This window comes from Stenotrophomonas sp. YJH_SMC_43, from assembly GCF_059372535.1.
This window is the reverse complement of record NZ_JCAFVQ010000003.1, coordinates 860,305-878,852: the sequence shown is the minus strand read 5'-3', so window position 1 is coordinate 878,852 and position 18,548 is coordinate 860,305. Positions and strand designations below refer to the sequence as shown.

General features: G+C 68.3%; 15 protein-coding genes. 5 read left to right on the top strand and 10 right to left on the bottom strand.

Annotated features, from left to right (window positions below; all coding sequences use genetic code 11):
- Positions 1-33: 33 nt before the first annotated feature.
- The 3 genes from AC5QAH_RS16195 to baeS all read right to left on the bottom strand — a co-directional run bounded on the left by AC5QAH_RS16195 (position 34) and on the right by baeS (position 2,770).
- The gene (locus tag AC5QAH_RS16195) at positions 34-564 is read right to left on the bottom strand and encodes a gamma carbonic anhydrase family protein (protein WP_010482194.1); all 531 of its coding nucleotides are present in this window, start codon (positions 562-564) and stop codon (positions 34-36) included.
- Positions 565-680: 116 nt separating this feature from the next.
- Positions 681-1,370 (bottom strand): response regulator, encoded by a 690-nt coding sequence (locus AC5QAH_RS16190; RefSeq protein ID WP_100447011.1) that lies wholly within the window; start codon positions 1,368-1,370, stop codon positions 681-683.
- On the bottom strand, positions 1,367-2,770 hold the full coding sequence (gene baeS, locus AC5QAH_RS16185) for a sensor histidine kinase efflux regulator BaeS (RefSeq protein ID WP_010482187.1): 1,404 nt from the start codon (positions 2,768-2,770) through the stop codon (positions 1,367-1,369). The genes AC5QAH_RS16190 and baeS overlap by 4 nt, the downstream gene beginning before the upstream one ends.
- A 117-nt stretch (positions 2,771-2,887) precedes the next feature.
- Between baeS and smeA the strand changes: the two genes are divergently transcribed.
- From smeA to smeC, 3 genes are read left to right on the top strand one after another with little or no spacing between them, the layout of a single operon-like run.
- Positions 2,888-4,084, top strand: coding sequence for a multidrug efflux RND transporter periplasmic adaptor subunit SmeA (smeA, locus tag AC5QAH_RS16180; RefSeq protein ID WP_019337019.1), 1,197 nt, complete (start codon positions 2,888-2,890; stop codon positions 4,082-4,084).
- A gap of 12 nt (positions 4,085-4,096) precedes the next feature.
- Positions 4,097-7,246, top strand: a complete 3,150-nt coding sequence (gene smeB / locus AC5QAH_RS16175) for a multidrug efflux RND transporter permease subunit SmeB (RefSeq protein WP_100447009.1) — start codon at positions 4,097-4,099, stop codon at positions 7,244-7,246.
- Positions 7,243-8,658, top strand: coding sequence for a multidrug efflux transporter outer membrane subunit SmeC (gene smeC / locus AC5QAH_RS16170; protein ID WP_049454081.1), 1,416 nt, complete (start codon positions 7,243-7,245; stop codon positions 8,656-8,658). The genes smeB and smeC overlap by 4 nt, the downstream gene beginning before the upstream one ends.
- A 132-nt stretch (positions 8,659-8,790) precedes the next feature.
- Here the strand turns inward: smeC and mnmG are convergent, their stop codons facing one another.
- Together mnmG and AC5QAH_RS16160 are read right to left on the bottom strand one after the other, a co-directional pair.
- Positions 8,791-10,680 (bottom strand): tRNA uridine-5-carboxymethylaminomethyl(34) synthesis enzyme MnmG, encoded by a 1,890-nt coding sequence (mnmG, locus tag AC5QAH_RS16165; RefSeq protein ID WP_049454080.1) that lies wholly within the window; start codon positions 10,678-10,680, stop codon positions 8,791-8,793.
- Between the two features lie 548 nt (positions 10,681-11,228).
- Positions 11,229-11,714 carry a hypothetical protein gene (locus AC5QAH_RS16160; protein WP_019337023.1) on the bottom strand — a complete coding sequence of 162 codons (486 nt, stop codon included), beginning with the start codon at positions 11,712-11,714 and terminating at the stop codon, positions 11,229-11,231.
- 159 nt (positions 11,715-11,873) lie between these two features.
- On the opposite strand from AC5QAH_RS16160, the gene AC5QAH_RS16155 reads away from it, so the two are divergent.
- Complete coding sequence (locus AC5QAH_RS16155; protein WP_010482176.1) at positions 11,874-12,836, top strand: pyridoxal-phosphate dependent enzyme; 963 nt, start codon at positions 11,874-11,876, stop codon at positions 12,834-12,836.
- The gene (locus AC5QAH_RS16150) at positions 12,821-13,465 is read left to right on the top strand and encodes a YdcF family protein (RefSeq protein WP_029379804.1); all 645 of its coding nucleotides are present in this window, start codon (positions 12,821-12,823) and stop codon (positions 13,463-13,465) included. Before AC5QAH_RS16155 ends, AC5QAH_RS16150 begins: the two co-directional genes overlap by 16 nt.
- Before the next feature lie 113 nt (positions 13,466-13,578).
- On the opposite strand, the gene bioC is transcribed toward AC5QAH_RS16150, so the two are convergent.
- From bioC to bioB, 5 genes are all read right to left on the bottom strand, one after another.
- Entirely contained in the window at positions 13,579-14,463 is an 885-nt protein-coding gene (gene bioC / locus AC5QAH_RS16145; protein WP_010482174.1) for a malonyl-ACP O-methyltransferase BioC, read from the bottom strand.
- Between the two features lie 12 nt (positions 14,464-14,475).
- Positions 14,476-15,255: an SDR family oxidoreductase gene (locus tag AC5QAH_RS16140; protein ID WP_049480070.1), complete on the bottom strand. Its 780-nt coding sequence runs from the start codon at positions 15,253-15,255 to the stop codon at positions 14,476-14,478.
- 29 nt (positions 15,256-15,284) lie between these two features.
- Positions 15,285-16,064: a pimeloyl-ACP methyl ester esterase BioH gene (gene bioH, locus AC5QAH_RS16135; protein ID WP_071305544.1), complete on the bottom strand. Its 780-nt coding sequence runs from the start codon at positions 16,062-16,064 to the stop codon at positions 15,285-15,287.
- A gap of 17 nt (positions 16,065-16,081) precedes the next feature.
- Complete coding sequence (bioF, locus tag AC5QAH_RS16130; RefSeq protein WP_010482170.1) at positions 16,082-17,305, bottom strand: 8-amino-7-oxononanoate synthase; 1,224 nt, start codon at positions 17,303-17,305, stop codon at positions 16,082-16,084.
- 67 nt (positions 17,306-17,372) lie between these two features.
- A complete protein-coding gene (gene bioB, locus AC5QAH_RS16125; protein WP_071305543.1) occupies positions 17,373-18,416 on the bottom strand; it encodes a biotin synthase BioB in 1,044 nt (347 codons plus the stop codon).
- Positions 18,417-18,548: the final 132 nt, after the last annotated feature.

Genomic DNA, 18,548 nt, shown 5'->3' with positions numbered 1-18,548 from the left:
ACTTTAGCAGAGCCGCGTGGCGGCGTTGGCTGCTCAGCCCCGGTATTCGTCCTTCAACCGCACGTAGTGGTCGGCCGAATAGTGCAGCGACTCGATCTCCTTGTCGCTCAGCGTGCGCGCCGGCCGGGCCGGGTTGCCGACCCACAGCTCGCCTTCGCCCACCACCTTGCCCGGGCCGACCACCGCACCGGCGCCGACGAAGCCATGGCGCTCCACGCGGGCGCCGTCGAGGATGCAGGCGCCCATGCCGATCAGGCTGTAATCGCCGATCGTGCAGGCGTGGATGATGCAGCCGTGGCCGACGGTCACGCCTTCGCCGATCAGGGTCGGGTAGCCGGCCTTGTTGTACGGGCTGTGGTGGCTGACATGGATGATGGTGCCGTCCTGCACGTTGGTGCGCGCACCGATGCGCACGTAGTTGACATCGCCGCGGATGACCGTGCCCGGCCACACCGACACGTCGTCGGCCAGCTCCACGTCACCGATGACGGTGCAGGCCGGGTCGATGTACACGCGCTCGCCGAGGACGGGCATCTTGTCGCGGAAGGGGCGCAGCGGGTTCATCGAAGTCTCCGGAAATCAGGGCGTTCGCGACGATGATACCTGCGTGGTGCGTTGTAGAGCCGAGCCCATGCTCGGCTCCCTACGCAGCCGAGCATGGGCTCGGCTCTACAGGGAGCTCAGGGTTCGTAGCTGTAGCCCATGCCGTACACCGAACGGATTGGCTCGCCTTCCATGCCGGCGTCGGCCAGCTTGCGGCGCAGGTTGCGCACATGGCTGTCGACGGTGCGGTCGACCACCACGCGATGGTCCAGGTACAGCCGGTCGAGCAGTTCATCGCGCGCCCAGATCCGGCCTGGCGTGGCCAGCAGCGTGCGCAGCAGGCGGTATTCCACCGGCGTCAGGTCCAGGCCCTTGCCGTTCCAGGTGGCGCGTGCGGCCGGCTCGTCGATGTGCAGGCCGCCGTTGGCGCGCGCACCGGGGTCTGGGCGGTAGCGGCGCAGCACCGCCATTACCCGAGCGACCACTTCGCGCGGACTGAACGGCTTGCAGATGTAGTCGTCGGCACCGATCTCCAGGCCCAGCAGGCGGTCGATCTCTTCCACCCGTGCGGTGACCATGATGACCGGCACATCGCTGCTGGCGCGCAGTTCGCGGCACAGGTCCACGCCGTCGCGCTGCGGCAGCATCAGGTCCAGCAGCACCAGATCGGGCTGGTAGCGCGCGAACGCGTCGATCACCTGGCCACCGTCGTCCACCCACTCGCTGGCCATGCCGGCAGCGGCCAGGTAGTCGCGCAGTACCGAGGCCAGGCGTGGCTCGTCCTCGACGATCAGGATCTTCGCGGACGTGGCGGTCGACGTGCTCATGCAGGCTCCGGCAGGGTGATGACCACGCGCAGCCCGCCCAGTGGCGAGGGCTCGGCGTGGATGACGCCGTGGTGGGCGAGGATGATGTTGTGGCTGATGGCCAGGCCCAGCCCGCTGCCACCACTGGCACGATTGCGCGAACTCTCCACGCGGTAGAAGCGTTCGAACAACAGCGCGCACTTGTCGGCCGGCACGCCCGGCGCGGTGTCTTCCACGATCAGCTGCACGCCGGCAGGCACGTGCGCTGCCTGCACGAGTACGCGGCCACCGGCGTGGGTGTAGCGCAGTGCATTCTCCAGCAGGTTGGCCAGCACCTGCTGCAGGCGCCGTTCGTCACCGGACACCTGCAACGGCATGGCAGGCAGATCTTCCTCCAGCGCCAGGCCTGCATTGGCGAAGCGCATGCGCATGCCGTTGAGTTCGCTGCGCAGCAGTGCCGCCAGGTCCAGTGGCGCGAAGCGGTACGCCAGGCCGCCAGACTGGGTCATCGACAAGTCGTGCAGGTCGTCGATCAGCTTGCCCAGCTGGCGGATCTCGCCCTGCAGGCCCACCAGGTTGGCGCGGTCCAGCGGACGGATGCCATCTTCGATCGCCTCCAGCTCGGCGCGCACCACCGCCAATGGTGTGCGCAGCTCATGCGAGATGTCGGCGATGAAGGCGCGGCGGTTGCGCTCGGTATCGTCCAGCGCCTGCGCCATCCGGTTGAAGTCGTTGACCAGTGCGTCCAGCTCATCGTCGCTGGTGCGCTCGATGCGGGTGGCGTAGTCACCGGCCGCCAGCCGGTGCGTGGCCGCGGCCAGCTTGGCCAGGCGCTGGCGCAGCGCCCGCGATACCAGCCAGGCCAGCAGTACCGTCACCAGCAGTAGGGCGATGCCGATCACCCACCAGGCGCGCACCTGGGTGTTGTAGAAATTCAGGTCGTTGGTGGCGATGACGGTCTGGAACGGCACCATGCCCAGCCAACCTACGGTCTGCCCGTCCACCTGCACCGCATGCGGCTCGTCATCGCTGGTGGCATCGGGGTTGCCGGCCACGAAGTGGTGCTGCGCATCGAACAGGCCCAGACGCGACGGCACGCCGGTCTGGTCGGACAGCGGCGGCACCGGTCCTTCGTGCCCATGGGCCAGATCCGGGCGCAGCAACCGCGCCCAGCGGTCGCCATCACCATGCAGATGTCCCCAGCCACCGTGCTCGCGGTACTCGCGCTGCAGGTGGGGCATCAGCCGCTGCATGCGCAGGTCGCCCTGGTCGTTGAGGTAGTCCAGGAATCCGGTCTGGAAGGCCACGCGGCTGGCAATACCGTTCACTGCCAGCACCAGCAGGCAGGCGGTGAAGATCGCGAGGAAGGTCTTCGCGGTCAGGCCGAATTTGAGTCGAATCTTCGCCATCGCGGAGGCCATTAGCGGCGCATGCGGCGCCGAAAGCAAGCGCCAGCTGAGCCGGTCGCACAATCTCCATATTCTCTGCACAGTTCCACGGCAGCGTGCACGGGTCAACGCAAGGCCCCCACGTCCCCCATGTCACTCCTGCGCCCGCTGTCCTGTTCCCCGCGTCCCCTGCTGCTGCCCCTGCTGTTGGCCCTGGCGGCCTGTTCGGCGGGCAGGACTGAAGCACCGGCCATGCCCGAAGTGGGCGTCATCACGGCCAGCGCGCAGCCGCTGGCACTACAGCAGACGCTGCCCGGCCGCGCCGTGCCGTTCGAGATCTCCGAGGTACGGCCGCAGATCGGCGGCCTGATCCGCCAGCGGTTGTTCACCGAAGGCCAGCAGGTCAAGGCGGGGCAGCTGCTGTACCAGGTCGATCCGGCGCCATACCAGGCGGCCTTCGATACCGCCCGCGGGCAGCTGGCGCAGGCCGAGGCCACCGTGTTGTCGGCACAGCCGAAGGCCGAGCGCACCCGCGCGCTGGTGAGCATGGATGCGGCCAGCAAGCAGGATGCCGACGACGCCACCTCGGCGCTGAAGCAGGCGCAGGCCAACGTGATTGCCGCGCGCGCTGCATTGCAGGCCGCCCGCATCAATCTCGACTACACCCGGGTGACCGCGCCCATCGACGGTCGCATCGGCACCTCCAGCGTGACCGCTGGTGCGCTGGTCGCGGCCGGGCAGGACGCCGCGCTGACCACCATCCAGCGGCTGGACCCGGTGTACCTGGATGTCACCCAGTCCAGCACGCAGATGCTGGCGCTGCGCAAGCAGCTCGATGCCGGCCTGGTGAAGGCCATCGATGGCAAGGCACAGGTGAAGGTGCTGCTGGAGGACGGCAGCACCTATGCGCACGAAGGCACGCTGGAGTTCATCGGCAGCGCGGTCGATCCGGGTACCGGCAATGTGGTGCTGCGTGCGGTCATCCCGAACCCGGACGGCCTGTTGCTGCCCGGCATGTACCTGAAGGCGGTGCTGCCGATGGCCACCGACGCGCGCGCGCTGCTGGTGCCGCAGAAGGCGGTGACGCGCAACGAACGCGGCGAGCCGCTGCTGCGCCTGCTCGACGCCAAGGATCATGTGGTCGAGCGCCGGGTCAGCACCGGCCAGGTGGTCGGCAACCAGTGGCAGATCACCGATGGTCTCAAGACCGGCGAACGGGTGATCGTCAGCAACGGCAGTGCGGTATCACTGGGCCAGCAGGTCAAGGCGGTGGCGGCCACCACGGCGCAGCTGGCGGCGATGCCGGCGATCGACCCGAACGGCAACACCGACGAAAAGTCGCACTGAGGCCTGCCGCACATGGTTCGTTTCTTCATCGACCGGCCGATCTTCGCCTGGGTGATCGCCATCGCGGTCAGCCTGCTCGGCCTGCTTGCGATCCTGATCCTGCCGGTGGACCGCTATCCGCAGATCGCCCCGCCCACCATCACCATCCGTGCCACCTACACCGGTGCCTCGTCGCAGACCGTGGAAAATGCGGTCACCCAGGTCATCGAGCAGTCGCAGCAGAGCCTCGATCACCTGATGTACATGACCTCGACCAGTGCCTCCGACGGCTCGGCGCAGGTCAACCTGGTGTTCGCCACCGGCACCAATCCGGACACCGCGCAGGTGCAGGTGCAGAACCAGCTGCAGGCGGCCATGGCCACGCTGCCGCAGGCGGTGCAGCAGAACGGCCTGACCATCACCAAGTCCAGTGGTTCGATCTTCGAGGTGCTGTCGTTCACCAGCGAAGACGGCAGCATGGACAACTTCGATGTCGCCAACTTCATGGAAGCGCGCATCGATGACCAGATCAGCCGCGTCAGCGGTGTCGGCAACATCCAGCCGATCGGCCAGGAGTACGCCATGCGCATCTGGCTGGACCCGGAGAAGATGCGCCAGTACGCGCTGATGCCGTCGGACATCGAGACCGCGCTGCAGGCACAGAACACCGACGTCTCGGCCGGTGAACTCGGCGGCCAGCCGGCGCTGAAGGGCCAGCAGCTAGACGCCACGGTGACCGCGCGCAGCCGCCTGCACACGCCCGAACAGTTCGCGCAGGTGGTGCTGAAGGCCGATGCCAACGGCAGCGTGGTGCATCTGGGTGAGGTGGCGAAGATCGGCCTGGGCCCGGAGAGCTACGACAGCATCAGCACCTTCAACGGCAAGCCGTCTGCATCGCTGGGTATCGAACTCAATGCCGGTGCCAACGCCATCGCCGTGTCCAAGGCCATCGATGCACGGCTTCAGCAGCTGCAGAAGTACTGGCCGCATGGCTACACCGCCCACGTGGCGTTCACCACCACGCCGTTCGTGACCATCTCGCTGAAGGAAGTGGTGATCACCCTGATCGAGGCGATCATCCTGGTGGTGCTGGTGATGTACCTGTTCCTGCAGAACTGGCGCGCCACCCTGATCCCGACCATCGCAGTGCCGGTGGTGCTGCTGGGCACGTTCGGCGTTCTGGCCGCGTTCGGTTATTCGATCAACACGCTGACCATGTTCGCGCTGGTATTGGCCATCGGCCTGCTGGTGGACGATGCCATCGTGGTGGTGGAGAACGTGGAACGGGTGATGACCTTCGAAGGGCTGGCGCCGAAGCCGGCGACGCTGAAGGCGATGGGCCAGATCACCGGCGCGCTGGTCGGTATCGTGCTGGTGCTGACCGCAGTGTTCCTGCCGATGGCGTTCTTCAGCGGTGTCACCGGCGTGATCTACCGCCAGTTCTCGGTGACGATTGCGGCAGCGATGATCCTGTCGGTGCTGGTGGCGATGACCATCACCCCGGCGCTGTGCGGCAGCATCCTGCACCAGATTCCCAAGGGCGGCCATCCGCACGGCGACCACGGCGGCGAACCGAGCCTGCTGGGCAAGTTCTTCATCTGGTTCAACCACCGTTTCGAGCGCACCTCCAACGGCCTGCGTCGTCGGGTGGATGGTTTCCTCGGTCGGCGCACGCTCGGCGTAGTGTTCTACCTGGTGCTGAGCGTGGTCACCGGCCTGCTGCTGTGGCACCTGCCCGGCGCGTTCCTGCCCGACGAGGACCAGGGCATGCTCAACGCGCTGGTGAAGCTGCCAGCCGGCGCCACGCTGGAACAGACCCGTGCTGTGATGGATCGCCTCAGTGCCGCCGCAGTAAAAGACGACAGCGTGCTGTCGATCCAGGCCACCGCCGGCTTCAGCGTGACCGGCAGCGGCCAGAATGTCGGCCAGGCCTTCATCCGCCTGAAGGACTGGGATGACCGCAAGGATGATGCCGATACCATCGCCGTACGGTTGACCAAGGCCATGGCCAGCGTGCCCGATGCGCAGGTGTTCATCACCTCGCCGCCGGCCATCCTCGGCCTGGGCGATGCGGGCGGATTCACCCTGGAACTGCAGGACGAAGGCGGTGCCGGCCATGCCGCCGCCGTGGCTGCACGCAACACATTGCTGAAGGAAGCTGCCAAGGATCCGAAGCTGGTCAACGTGCGCTATGCCAGCCTGGAAGATGCACCGGTGTATGCGGTGAAGGTGGACGACGCCAAGGCGCAGGCGATGGGCGTGAATCCGCAGGACATCAATGACACCTTGAACGCGGCGCTGGGCGGCGACTTCGTCAACAACTTCATCTACAAGGGCCGCATCAAGAAGGTGTTCATCCAAGGCGCTGCCGAAGCACGAATGCAGCCGCAGGACATCGAGCGCTGGAGCGTGCGCAACCAGGCTGGGCAGATGGTGCCGCTGTCATCGCTGGTCAGCGCGCACTGGTCCAGCGCACCGGCCGCGCTGCAGCGCTACAACGGCATCTCGGCGATGGAGATCACCGGCCAGCCGGCGCCGGGCGTCAGCTCCGGCGAGGCGATGGCCGAGATCGCGCGCCTGGCCGATACGCTGCCGGAAGGCTTCAGCCACGCGTGGTCGGACATGGCCTACCAGGAACAGCTGTCGGGCAACCAGGCGCCGATGCTGTACGCCATCTCGCTGCTGTTCGTGTTCCTGTGCCTGGCCGCGCTGTATGAAAGCTGGGCGGTGCCGTTCGCGGTGATGCTGGCGGTGCCGGTAGGCGTGTTCGGTGCGGTGCTGATGATGAACCTGCGCGGCCTCAACAACGACGTGTACTTCCAGGTCGGCCTGTTGACCACGATTGGCCTGGCGGCCAAGAACGGCATCCTGATCGTCGAGTTCGCGCGCATCCTCGAACAGCAGGGCAAGAGCACCCGCGAGGCGATCCTGCAGGCGGTCTACCTGCGGCTGCGGCCGATCGTGATGACCTCGCTGGCCTTCCTGATGGGCGTGCTGCCGCTGGTGTTCGCCACCGGTGCCGGTTCAGCCGCGCGCCGATCGCTGGGTACCGGCGTGGCCGGCGGCACGGTCGCCTCGATGGTGCTGGGCATGTTCTTCGTGCCGTTGTTCTACCTGTTGGTTCGCCGCATGTTCCCGGGCCGCGCACCGACCGAAGCCACTGTCCCGGAGGCACACCCATGAAGCCGATGCTGCTGCGCGCCCTGGCGGCCGCGACGATGACCACCGTGCTCGGTGGCTGCGTGGGCATGGCGCCGCATTACCAGCGGCCTGGGGCACCGGTGCCGGTGCAGTTCGGCAATGCGGCCACCGGCGAGGCTGATCCTGCGCTGGCGATGCCGGCATGGCGTGAGGTGTTCCTGGAACCACGCCTGCAGCAGGTGATCGCGCTGGCGCTGCAGAACAACCGCGACCTGCGCGTGGCCGTGCTGCAGGTGGAGAAGGAGCGGGCGCAGTACCGCATCCAGCGTGTGGCGCTGCTGCCGTCGGTGGATGCCAGCGGCAGCGTCACCCGTTCGCGGGTCAGTGACGCCAACAGTGAGACCGGGGCCACCCAGGTGACCGAGTCCGACGCGCTGCAGGTCGGCATCAGCAGCTGGGAGCTGGACCTGTTCGGGCGCATCCGCAGCCTGAAGAGCGAAGCCCTGCAGAACTGGCTGGCCAGTGCCGAGAACCAGCGTGCGGCGCGCACCAGCCTGGTCGCCGAAGTGGCGACGGCGTGGCTGGCGCTGGCCGCCGATGGGCAGTCGCTGGCATTCACGCAACAGACCCTGGACAGCCAGCAGCAGACCCTGCAGCGCACCGAGGCCCGCCATGCGCAGGGGCTGGCCTCGGGGCTGGACCTGTCGCAGGTGCAGACCAGCGTGGAAGCCGCGCGCGGCGCGCTTGCCAAGCTGCAGACGCAGCAGGCGCAGGATCGCGATGCATTGCAGCTGTTGGTGGGGGCGCCGCTGGATCCGGCCCTGCTGCCGACCGCGCAGGCGCTGGAGGGCAGCGTGGCACTGGCGCCGTTGCCGGCCGACCTGCCCTCAAGCGTGCTGCTGCAGCGCCCGGACGTGTTGTCCGCCGAACACGCGCTGCAGGCGGCCAATGCCGATATAGGCGCCGCGCGCGCCGCGTTCTTCCCGACGCTGACATTGACTGCCAACTACGGCCACAGCTCCACCGCGTTGTCGACGCTGTTCTCGGCTGGTACCCGTGGCTGGTCGTTCGCGCCCAGTATCACCGCTCCGATCTTCCATGCCGGCGCACTGAAGGCGTCGCTGGATGCCTCGAAGATCGGCAAGGACATCGGCATCGCGCAATACGAGAAGGCGATCCAGCAGGCCTTTAGCGAGGTGGCCGATGCGCTGGTCACGCGTGACCACCTGACCGCACAGATGGACGCGCAGCGCGCGCTGGTGGCCGCCAGCCAGCGCAGCTACACGCTGGCCGATGCGCGTTACCGCACCGGGCTGGACGGCTACCTGCAGTCGCTGGACGCACAGCGCAACCTGTATGCCGCGCAGCAGGACCTGATCGCGTTGCAGCAGCAGGAGGCGGGCAACCGGGTGACCTTGTTCAAGGTGCTGGGCGGCGGCGCGGACGCACGGTAACGCGTTCGCCGATGTGGGTGCGTGTTCCGCTCCGGTGGGTGCCGAACTTGGCCGGCACACATGCATGGAGCATCGCGATCGGATGATTTGTGCCGACCAAGGTCGGCACCCACCAGAGGCAGGTGCGACCGCTTACGCCACGCGTCCCCGGCGTGCGCGCTCCAGATGCACCAGCAGCAGCGAGATCGCCGCCGGCGTCATGCCGGGAATCCGCTGTGCCTGGCCGATGGTCTGCGGGCGTACGCGCTCCAGCTTCTGCAGCGCCTCGGCCGACAGCCCGCGCACCGTCGCGTAATCGAAGGCTTCAGCGATCGGCGTGGCTTCGTGCCGCTGCTGGCGCTCGATTTCCTCGCGCTGGCGATCCAGATAGCCGGCGTACTTCACGCCGATCTCCACCTGCTCGGCCACTTTGGCGTCGGCTACCGCCGGGCCCAGCGACGGCACCTGCATCAGCTGCGCGTAGTCCAGCTCCGGGCGCTTGATCAGGTCCAGCACGTTGGTTTCGCGGCTGACCGCCACGCCCAGCGTGTCCTGCACTTCACGGCCCAGCGCATTGGCCGGGGTCGCCCACAGCGCACCCAGACGCGCACGCTCGGCGGCCACGGCGGCCTGCTTGGTCTCGAACGCGTTCCAGCGGCGGTCATCCACCAGGCCCATCTCGCGGCCGGCCGGGGTCAGGCGCTGGTCGGCGTTGTCCTCGCGCAGCTGCAGGCGGTACTCGGCGCGGCTGGTGAACATGCGGTACGGCTCATTGGTGCCGTGGGTGATCAGGTCATCCACCAGCACGCCCAGGTACGCCTCGTCGCGACGCGGGCACCAACCGTCCAGCCCGCGCACCTGGCGTGCAGCGTTGAGGCCGGCCAGCAGGCCCTGCGCGGCGGCTTCTTCATAGCCGGTGGTGCCGTTGATCTGGCCGGCGAAGAACAGGCCGTTGACCAGCTTGGTTTCCAGCGAGGCCTTCAGCCCGCGCGGATCGAAGAAGTCGTATTCGATGGCATAACCGGGGCGGGTGATGTGCGCGTTGGCGAAACCGCGGATGCTGCGCACCATCTCCAGCTGCACGTCGAACGGCAGCGAGGTGGAAATACCGTTGGGGTAGATCTCGACGATGCCCAGGCCTTCGGGTTCGACGAAGATCTGGTGGCTGGCCTTTTCGGCGAAGCGCACCACCTTGTCCTCGATGGACGGGCAGTAGCGCGGGCCGATGCCTTCGATCTGGCCGCTGTACAGCGGCGAGCGGTGCAGCGCGTCGCGGATGATCTGGTGGGTCTGTTCAGTGGTGTGGGTGATCCAGCAGCTGACCTGCTGCGGATGCTCGTCCACCGAGCCGAGGAAGGACATCACCGGGCGCGGCGTGTCGCCCGGCTGCTCGTCCATCACGCTGTAGTCCAGCGAGCGGCCATCGATGCGCGGCGGCGTGCCGGTCTTCAGGCGGTCGACCTGGAACGGGCGCTCGCGCAGGCGCGCGGCCAGCGTGGTGGCCGGCGGGTCGCCCATGCGGCCGGCGGCATACTGGGTCGGGCCGACGTGGATCTTGCCGGCCAGGAAGGTGCCGGCGGTCAGCACCACCGCCTCGGCGTCGAAGCGCAGGCCGGTCTGGGTGATGACCCCACGCACGGCATCGCCTTCGATGACCAGGTCATCGACCGCGGCCTGGAACACCGTCAGGTTGGCTTGGCCTTCGACGATGGCGCGGATCGCCATGCGGTACAGGTTGCGGTCGGCCTGGCAGCGGGTGGCACGCACGGCCGGCCCCTTCGATGCGTTGAGCGTGCGCCATTGGATGCCGGCGCGGTCGGCGGCATGCGCCATCGCACCGCCCAGGGCGTCGATCTCCTTGACCAGGTGGCCCTTGCCGATGCCGCCGATGGCCGGGTTGCAGCTCATCGCGCCCACCGTTTCGATGTTGTGGGTCAGCAGCAGGGTGCGCACGCCGGTGCGGGCCGCGGCCAGCGCGGCTTCGGTGCCGGCGTGGCCACCGCCGATGACGATGACGTCGTAACGATGGAAGGACGGGTTCATGGGGGCTGTTCAGCTTGGGGCAGGCGCGGCCGGGGGCGCCGCCGGGGTGGCGATTTTAGCGCCATTCGGGGTCCGGACGCCGGCGCCGGCCAGTTGGTGGCGAAATCGGCCCTAAAGTTGGCAGGATTTTTGCAGATAACCCAATAGCACCCATCGTGGCTGGCGCCGTAGGCGCCCGTGACCGGAATTGGAACAGGGGCCGGTACAGGCGCACGGTGGGGGAGCAGAGGGCCGGCAGTCGGGGGACTGTCCGGCCCTGTTTTTTTGGGGCTGTCGGGAAGGCGCCATCCACGCATGGCGTGGATCTACTGAAGCTGGGGCCTTCGCCGGTTGGCGACCTGACAAAACAAACGGCCCCGCATTGCGGGGCCGTCTGCCTTCAGAGGTGCCGACATCCGACAGGGCCGGAACAGGGGGGATCCAGATGTTCCTGTCGGATATCGACGTAGAGCTTTTTGCGGCGGCCCGTGTCGTTTTTGTCACTTTGTGACGCGGGCCGTCACTGTCCGCGTAGAGTGCGGCTTAGACCGTGTGAAATGCAAGACGGTTCAGCGCTCAACTGTGCGCTGCGTCGCACGATCCATGTTGCGCCAGGGGGAACCGTTCATCCTCGGCGCACTCGGTGCCGGTGCCGGACGGGCCTGCGGCGGGGGCGCCGACGGCTGCGCGTTCGACTGCGGCGGGCGGCGCATGGAGTCCATGTTCCGCCACGGCGAACCACCGTTGTACGACGGTCGCGACGGCGGCGGCGGACGGTGCTCGCCACCATTGCCCGGGCGCGGCGGCGGGCGATGGTTGTGCGGCGGGCGGTAGATCGGGCGCGAGTAATACGGATTGCCGTAGCCGCCGTAGTAGCCGCCATAGCCACCGTAGTAGGGGCCGTAGTTGTAGGGATAGCCGGCCGGGTAGCGGTACTCCACCGACGGCGCACCGTGGTAGTAGCTGCCGCTGCGGCCGCCGCCGACATAGTCGTAGGTGGTGCAGCCGGTCAGGGCCAGCAGCAGGCCACCGGCAAGCATCAGGCGCATTTTCATGGTGGGTCCCCCCAGAGGACGGGTGTGCAGTCAGCTTCGGGCGCCAGCGTTGAATCGGCCCTTAATTCCGCCGGCCAGGATGAATGGAGGCGTAGGGCTGCATGCTGGCATGACCTGTGTCCCGGTCGCCAGCGCGAAGCCATACGTTAATCTTGCGTCATGAGCGATTCACTGTTGCCCCGCGCCGATGACGTCCTGCTTGCTGCGGCGAGGATCGCCCCGCACGCCAGCGTGACGCCGGTGCTGCGCTCGCGCACGCTCGATGCGCTGGCCGGCGCACAGCTGGCGTTCAAGGCCGAGCACCTGCAGCGCGGTGGCGCATTCAAGTTCCGTGGTGCCTGCAATGCGGTGTGGTCGCTTGATGCTGATCGTGCCATCGCTGGCGTGGTGACCCATTCCTCCGGCAACCACGGTGCCGCGCTGGCCCTGGCCGCACGCACCCGGGGCATCCCCTGCCATGTGGTGGTGCCGGAAGGGGCGGTGGCCGCCAAGCTGGCGAACATCGCCCGCCACGGCGCCACGCTCTGGCGCTGTCCGCCGACCATCGCCGACCGCGAGGCCACCTGTGCCAGGGTGCAGGCCGATACCGGCGCGACCCTGGTCCATCCGTATACGGACCCGGCGGTGATGGCCGGGCAGGGCACTGCGGCCCTGGAACTGCTGCACAGCGACGGCCCGTTCGATGTGCTGGTGGTGCCGGTGGGCGGCGGTGGCCTGGCCAGCGGTACCGCGCTGGCGCTGCAGCACGCCAGCCCGCAGACCCGCCTGGTGCTGGCCGAGCCAGCCGGAGCCGACGATACCGCGCGCTCGCTGGCCGCTGGCGAGCGGCAGGGCGCGTTCACCCCGGACACGATCTGCGATGGACTGCGTACCCTGATCGGCGCGCCGAATTTCGAACTGCTGCGCGCGGCCGGTGCCGAGGTGATCGTGGTCGATGACACTGCGACCATGGCCGCAATGCGCCTGCTGTGGGAGGTGCTCAAGCAGGTGGTCGAGCCATCCTCGGCCACCGTACTGGCCGCGGTGCTGGCACAGCCGCAACGTTTTGCCGGCCTGCGCGTGGGCCTGGTGCTGTCCGGCGGCAACGTCGACCTGCCCGCGTTGCGCTGGGGGGCGCCATGAGCCGCGACCGGCATCGGCCTCGCACCGGCCTGCTGGGCTGGCTGTGGCGGCTGTTTGTCCTGCTGGTGATCTGGCTGCTGGGTGTGACTGCCTGGATCGTCTGGGTCGGCGAGCGCGACCAGGCCGCCAAGGCCGATGCCATCATCGTGCTGGGTGCGGCCGCCTATGACGCCAAGCCATCGCCGGTGTTCGAAGAACGTATCCGGCATGGACTGGACCTGTACGAGGCCCGGTACGCGCCGCTGCTGATCTTCACCGGCGGCTATGGCGGCACCGGTGCGCGCTTCTCCGAATCGCAGGTGGCGCGCCGCTACGCGCTCAAGCATGGCGTGCCGGACGATGCGATCCTGATCGAGACCGCTTCGCGCAACACCGTGCAGAACCTGGTCGAAGCCAAGCGACTGATGGACCAGCGCGACCTGCACCGGGTGATCATCGTCAGCGACCCGCTGCACATGGCGCGCGCGCTGCGACTGAGCAAGGCACTGGGCATCGATGCGCTGGCCTCGTCCACGCCCAGCACGCGCTTCCGCAGCTTCCACACCAGCTGGCGCTTCCTGGTGCAGGAAATCTATTTCTTCCACCGCGACCTGGTGCGCCCGCCGCTGAGTTCGCCGGCCAATACCTGAGCGGCTGCCGCGCCGCTGCGCTCGCCGGGCATGGCCCGGCGCTACCATTGGTGCACCCGGCGCGGCCCCTATCGCGCGCCCGGTAGCGCCGGGCCATGCCCGGCGGCTTTCGATCAGGTCTGCTTGCGCCGGATCGGAATCGCCGACACCGGCACCGAGGCCACGTCATGCCCGCCTTCGCGGATTGGTGCGCCGGGGTCCGGTGCCCAGGCATGGGCATAGATCACTTCCCAGCTGCTGGGCAGCTTGCCGTCGGCGCGCCGCATCGGTTCATACGCCGCTGCCGCCGCCGCGAAACGGCTACGCCCGGTCAGTGTGTGGCGGCGGTCCACCCGCGCGTTGGTCGCGCCCATCGCGCGCAGTTCGCGCATCAACGAGGGCAGGTCGTCGTAGGTCAGGGTGAACAGATCGCGGTCCAGCACCGGGTCGCGGAAGCCCGCCATCATCAACGCATCGCCGAACTGGGCGATCTGCGCGAAGCGGCTCACGTGCGGGCGGTCATCGGCGGCCGCGAAGGCTTCGTTGAGTTCGATCAGGGTTTCCGGGCCGAAGGTGGAACACAGCAGCAGGCCACCGGGCTTGAGCACGCGACGGAAGCCTGCGAACACCGCCGGCAGGTCGTCCACCCACTGCAGGCACAGGTTGCTGAAGATCACATCCACGCTGTTGTCCGCCAACGGCAATGCGGCGGCGTCGCCGCACAGGCGCTGGAACGGCTTCCACCAGCCGGCCTGGCGCTTGGCCTGGTCCAGCATCGGCAGCGCCACGTCCAGCGCGATCACCTGCGCCTTCGGCCAGCGCTTCTTCATCAACGCGCTGGCGTGGCCGGTGCCGGCGCCGATGTCCAGCACCACCTCGGGCTTGCGTGCCTCCAGGTAGTCCAGCGATTCGATCAGCCGCGACTGCACCTCGCGCTGCAGGGCGGCAGCGGCGTCATAGCTGCTGGCGGCACGCGCGAACGCGCGGCGGACATGGCGGGCATCGAAGTGGGACGGCATTGCGAAAGTCTCTTAGAACGTACCGGGGTAGGCGCCGCCGTCGATCAGCAGGTTCTGTCCGGTGAGGTAACCGGCCTGTGCACTGCACAGGAAGGCGCAGGCGGCGCCGAATTCGTCAGGCGTGCCGAAGCGGCCGGCGGGAATCTGCTGGCGGCGGCGTTCGGCGACTTCGCCGGCATCGCCGTCCTTGCCCGCACTGTGGGCGAAGTTGGCGCGCAGGCGGTCGGTGTCGAACTGGCCGGGCAGCAGATTGTTGATGGTGACGTTGTGGGCCACCGTGCGGCGCGCCAGGCCGGCGACGAAACCGGTCAGGCCACTGCGCGCGCCGTTGGACAACGCCAGGATGTCGATCGGGGCTTTCACCGCCGACGAGGTGATGTTGACGATGCGGCCGAAGCCGCGCTCGATCATCGCGTCGACGGTGGCGCGGATCAGCGCGATTGGCGCCAGCATGTTGGCGTCCAGCGCGGCAATCCAGTCGTCGCGTTCGAAATTGCGGAAATCACCGGGCGGCGGACCACCGGCATTGTTGACCAGGATGTCCACCTGCGGGCAGGCGGCCAGCGCCGCAGTGCGGCCGGCCTCGGTGGTGACGTCGGCGGCGACGGCGCGCACCTCACCGGCACCGGGCAGTGCACGCAGTTCGTCGGCGGCGACCTTCAGTGCAGCCTCGCCACGCGCCACGATCACCACGTTCACGCCCTCGCGTATGAGCGCACGCGCGCAGCCCAGGCCCAGCCCCTTGCTTGCGCCGCAGACCAGTGCCCAGCGGCCGTTGATACCCAGATCCATGCGTCAATCCTGCGGAATTCGGAGGGGGCTCATTGTCCGCCATCGGCCGGTGACAGGCCGGCAACGAAGTGTTGCAGGGCGGCAGCCACTTCGTCGGCATGGCCGAGGAAGGGCGCATGGCCGCCGTGGGCGATGGTCAGCGCCTGCGCACCCGGGGCCAGCGCCGCAGCGGCCTCCATGGCGACCGGTGACACCAGGCGGTCGCGCTGGCCGGCGATCCACAGGCTGGGCTTGCCCAGCGTCGGCAGTGCCCCGCGCAGGTCGGTGCTCTCCAGCAGGCGCAGGCCTTCCAGCAGGGCGCGTTCGGTGGGCGCACCGCGCTCGACCAGGCGCTGGCGCAGGGTGCGCAGTTCCTCGCGGGCATGCGCCGAGCCCATCACGTCCAGCGCGAGGAAGCGTTCCAGCGTGCCGCCGAAGTCGGTCGCCAGCTCACGCCCGAACTGCTCGAACACCGCCGGCTCCACCGCGTGCGGCCAATCCTCGCCACGCACGAAACGCGGCGTGGCGGCGATCATCGCGAGACCGCGGACCTTCGGCAGCGTGGCCGCCGCATGCAGTGCGAACAGGCCACCCAGCGACCAGCCGCACCACACCGCCGGCGGTGTGGCCGCGGCAATGGCACTGACCACGAACGGCAGGCGCAGCGGCGTGGTGTCGTCGCGGCTGTGGCCATGGCCGGGCAGGTCGACCAGGTGCAGGGTGAACTGGTCTGCCAGGCGCTGCACCAGCGGCGCGAATACACCGCCCTGCAGGGCCCAGCCGTGGATCAGTACCAGGTCCGGCCCACGGCCGGTGACGTCAATATGCATGGGCAACGACACGGAACTCAGGCAAAAGCGGGCAGCGGCGGTGGCGCGGCTTCACGCACGGCCAGGGTCACGCGATCGCGCGCGCTGGCGATGGCCTCCACCAGGCCACCCACCTGTTCCGGCGTATGCAGCGCGGACAGTGTCACGCGCAGGCGTGCCTTGCCTTCCGGCACCGTCGGCGGGCGGATTGCACCGACCAGCCAGCCGGCCTGTTCCAGCGCCGTGGACATCGCCACGGCGGTGCGGTCATCGCCGCACAGCAGCGGCTGGATCGGTGTTTCCGAAGCCATCAGGTCCAGGCCATGGCGACGCGCTTCAGTGCGGAACAGCGCGATCAGGTCGGTCAGCTTTGTGCGACGCCAGTGGTCGCGGCGCGCCAGGCGCACTGCTTCAAGCGCAGCAGCGGCCATCGCCGGTGGCACGGCGGTGGTGTAGATGTACGGGCGCGCGGTTTCGGCCAGATGCTCGATCAGGTCGTCGCGGCCCAGCACCAGCGCACCGGAACCGCCCAGTGCCTTGCCCAGTGTGACCAGCTGCAGCGGTACGTCGTCCACGCCCAGCCCGGCGGCGGCCACGGCACCACGGCCATCACCGACCACGCCGACACCGTGCGCATCATCCACATAGAACAGCGCCTGCTGCAGGCGTGCCACAAGCGACAATGCACGCAGCGGTGCGATGTCGCCATCCATGCTGAAGACACCATCGGTGGCCAGCATGGCCGCGCCATCGGGCGCGTGCTTGAGCTGACGCATTGCGCCTTCCGGATCCAGGTGCGGATAGCGGCGCAGACGTGCACCGGCCAACCGGGTCGCATCGAGCAGGCTGGCGTGGTTGAGCTTGTCCTGTACGCAGACATCGTTCTCTTCGCTCAGCAGTGCCTGCTGCACCGCCAGATTGGCGGCGAAGCCACTGCCGAACAGCAGCGCACGTGGATAGCCAAGCCACTCGGCCACCTCGCGTTCCAGCGCCTCATGCAAGGCATGATGGCCGCAGACCAGGTGCGAGGCACCGGCGCCAGCGCCTTCGCGTGCGGCGGCATCCTGAAGCGCGTTGACCACGCTGAACTGCTGGGCCAGGCCCAGGTAGTCGTTGCTGCAGAAGCCGGTCAGCCACTGGCCGTCCACTTCCAGGCGCACGCCATCACGACGGGTGACCGTGCGTCGCGGGCGGCGACGGCCTTGGGCATCGCGCAGAGCGCGCTGGGCGTGGAGGCGGGCGGTCAGGTCGGGGCGGGCCATGGTGGCTGAATGCGTCGACGGGGCGGCTAGGGTAGCGCGTTGCCGCGGCGCCTGCTTGCGGCCCGTCTCAGGCCGCGTGAGCGCAGCCACAGCCGGGCGTATCGGCACTGATATCGGCGTGCACGGTACCGCCGTGGTCGTGGCCTTCGGCATCCACCTGCACCGCCATCGGCTGCAACCCCAGCCGAGCGAACAGGGCCAGGTCGCGCTCGCTTTCCGGGTTGCCGGTGGTCAGCAGCTTGTCGCCGTAGAAGATGGAGTTGGCGCCGGCCAGGAAACACAGCGCCTGCAGTTCGTCACTCATCGCCTCGCGCCCGGCCGACAGCCGCACCATCGAGCGCGGCATGGCGATGCGGGCCACCGCGATCATGCGCACGAACTCGAATGGGTCCAGTTCGGCGCTGCCATGCAGCGGCGTACCCGCCACCTGCACCAGCTTGTTGATCGGCACCGAATCCGGATGCGCCGGCAGCGTGGCCAGCGCCAGCAGCAGGCAGACGCGCTGCGCGCGCGTCTCGCCCATGCCGACGATGCCGCCGCAGCAGGTCTTCAGGCCGGCATCGCGCACGTGTTCCAGCGTATCCAGGCGGTCTTGGTACTGGCGCGTGTGGATGATCGAATCGTAGTAGTCCGGCGCGGTGTCGAGGTTGTGGTTGTAGTAGTCCAGGCCGGCGTCCTTCAGCGCACGCGCCTGCTCGCCGCTGAGCATGCCCAGCGTGGCGCAGGTCTCCAGACCCAGTGCCTTCACCCCGGCGATCATCGCCGCGACCTTCGGAATGTCTCGATCCTTCGGCGAACGCCATGCGGCACCCATGCAGAAGCGCGATGCACCGGCGGCCTTGGCCTGGCGTGCCTTGGCCAGCACCGCGTCGGTCTCCATCAGCTTCTGCGCGTTCACCCCGGTGCTGTAGCGCTGCGCCTGCGGGCAGTACGCGCAGTCTTCCGGGCAGCCGCCGGTCTTCACCGACAGCAGCGTGGACACCTGCACCTGCGACGGGTCGAAGTGCTCGCGATGGACCGCTGCGGCGCGGAACAGCAGCTCGGGGAACGGCAGATCGAACAGCGCCTGCAGTTCGTCGTGTTGCCAGTCGTGGCGGATGGCAGCAGCCATGGCGGGACCTTGGGTACGAGTGGAGCGAGGGCGGCAGTGTGGGTGGGTTGATGAACGCTGTCAACCTCAATGTTGTTATTGTGGTTTACGGTTGGCCGCTCCCATCAAGCCTGGCGGAAACGCCGCATTTCA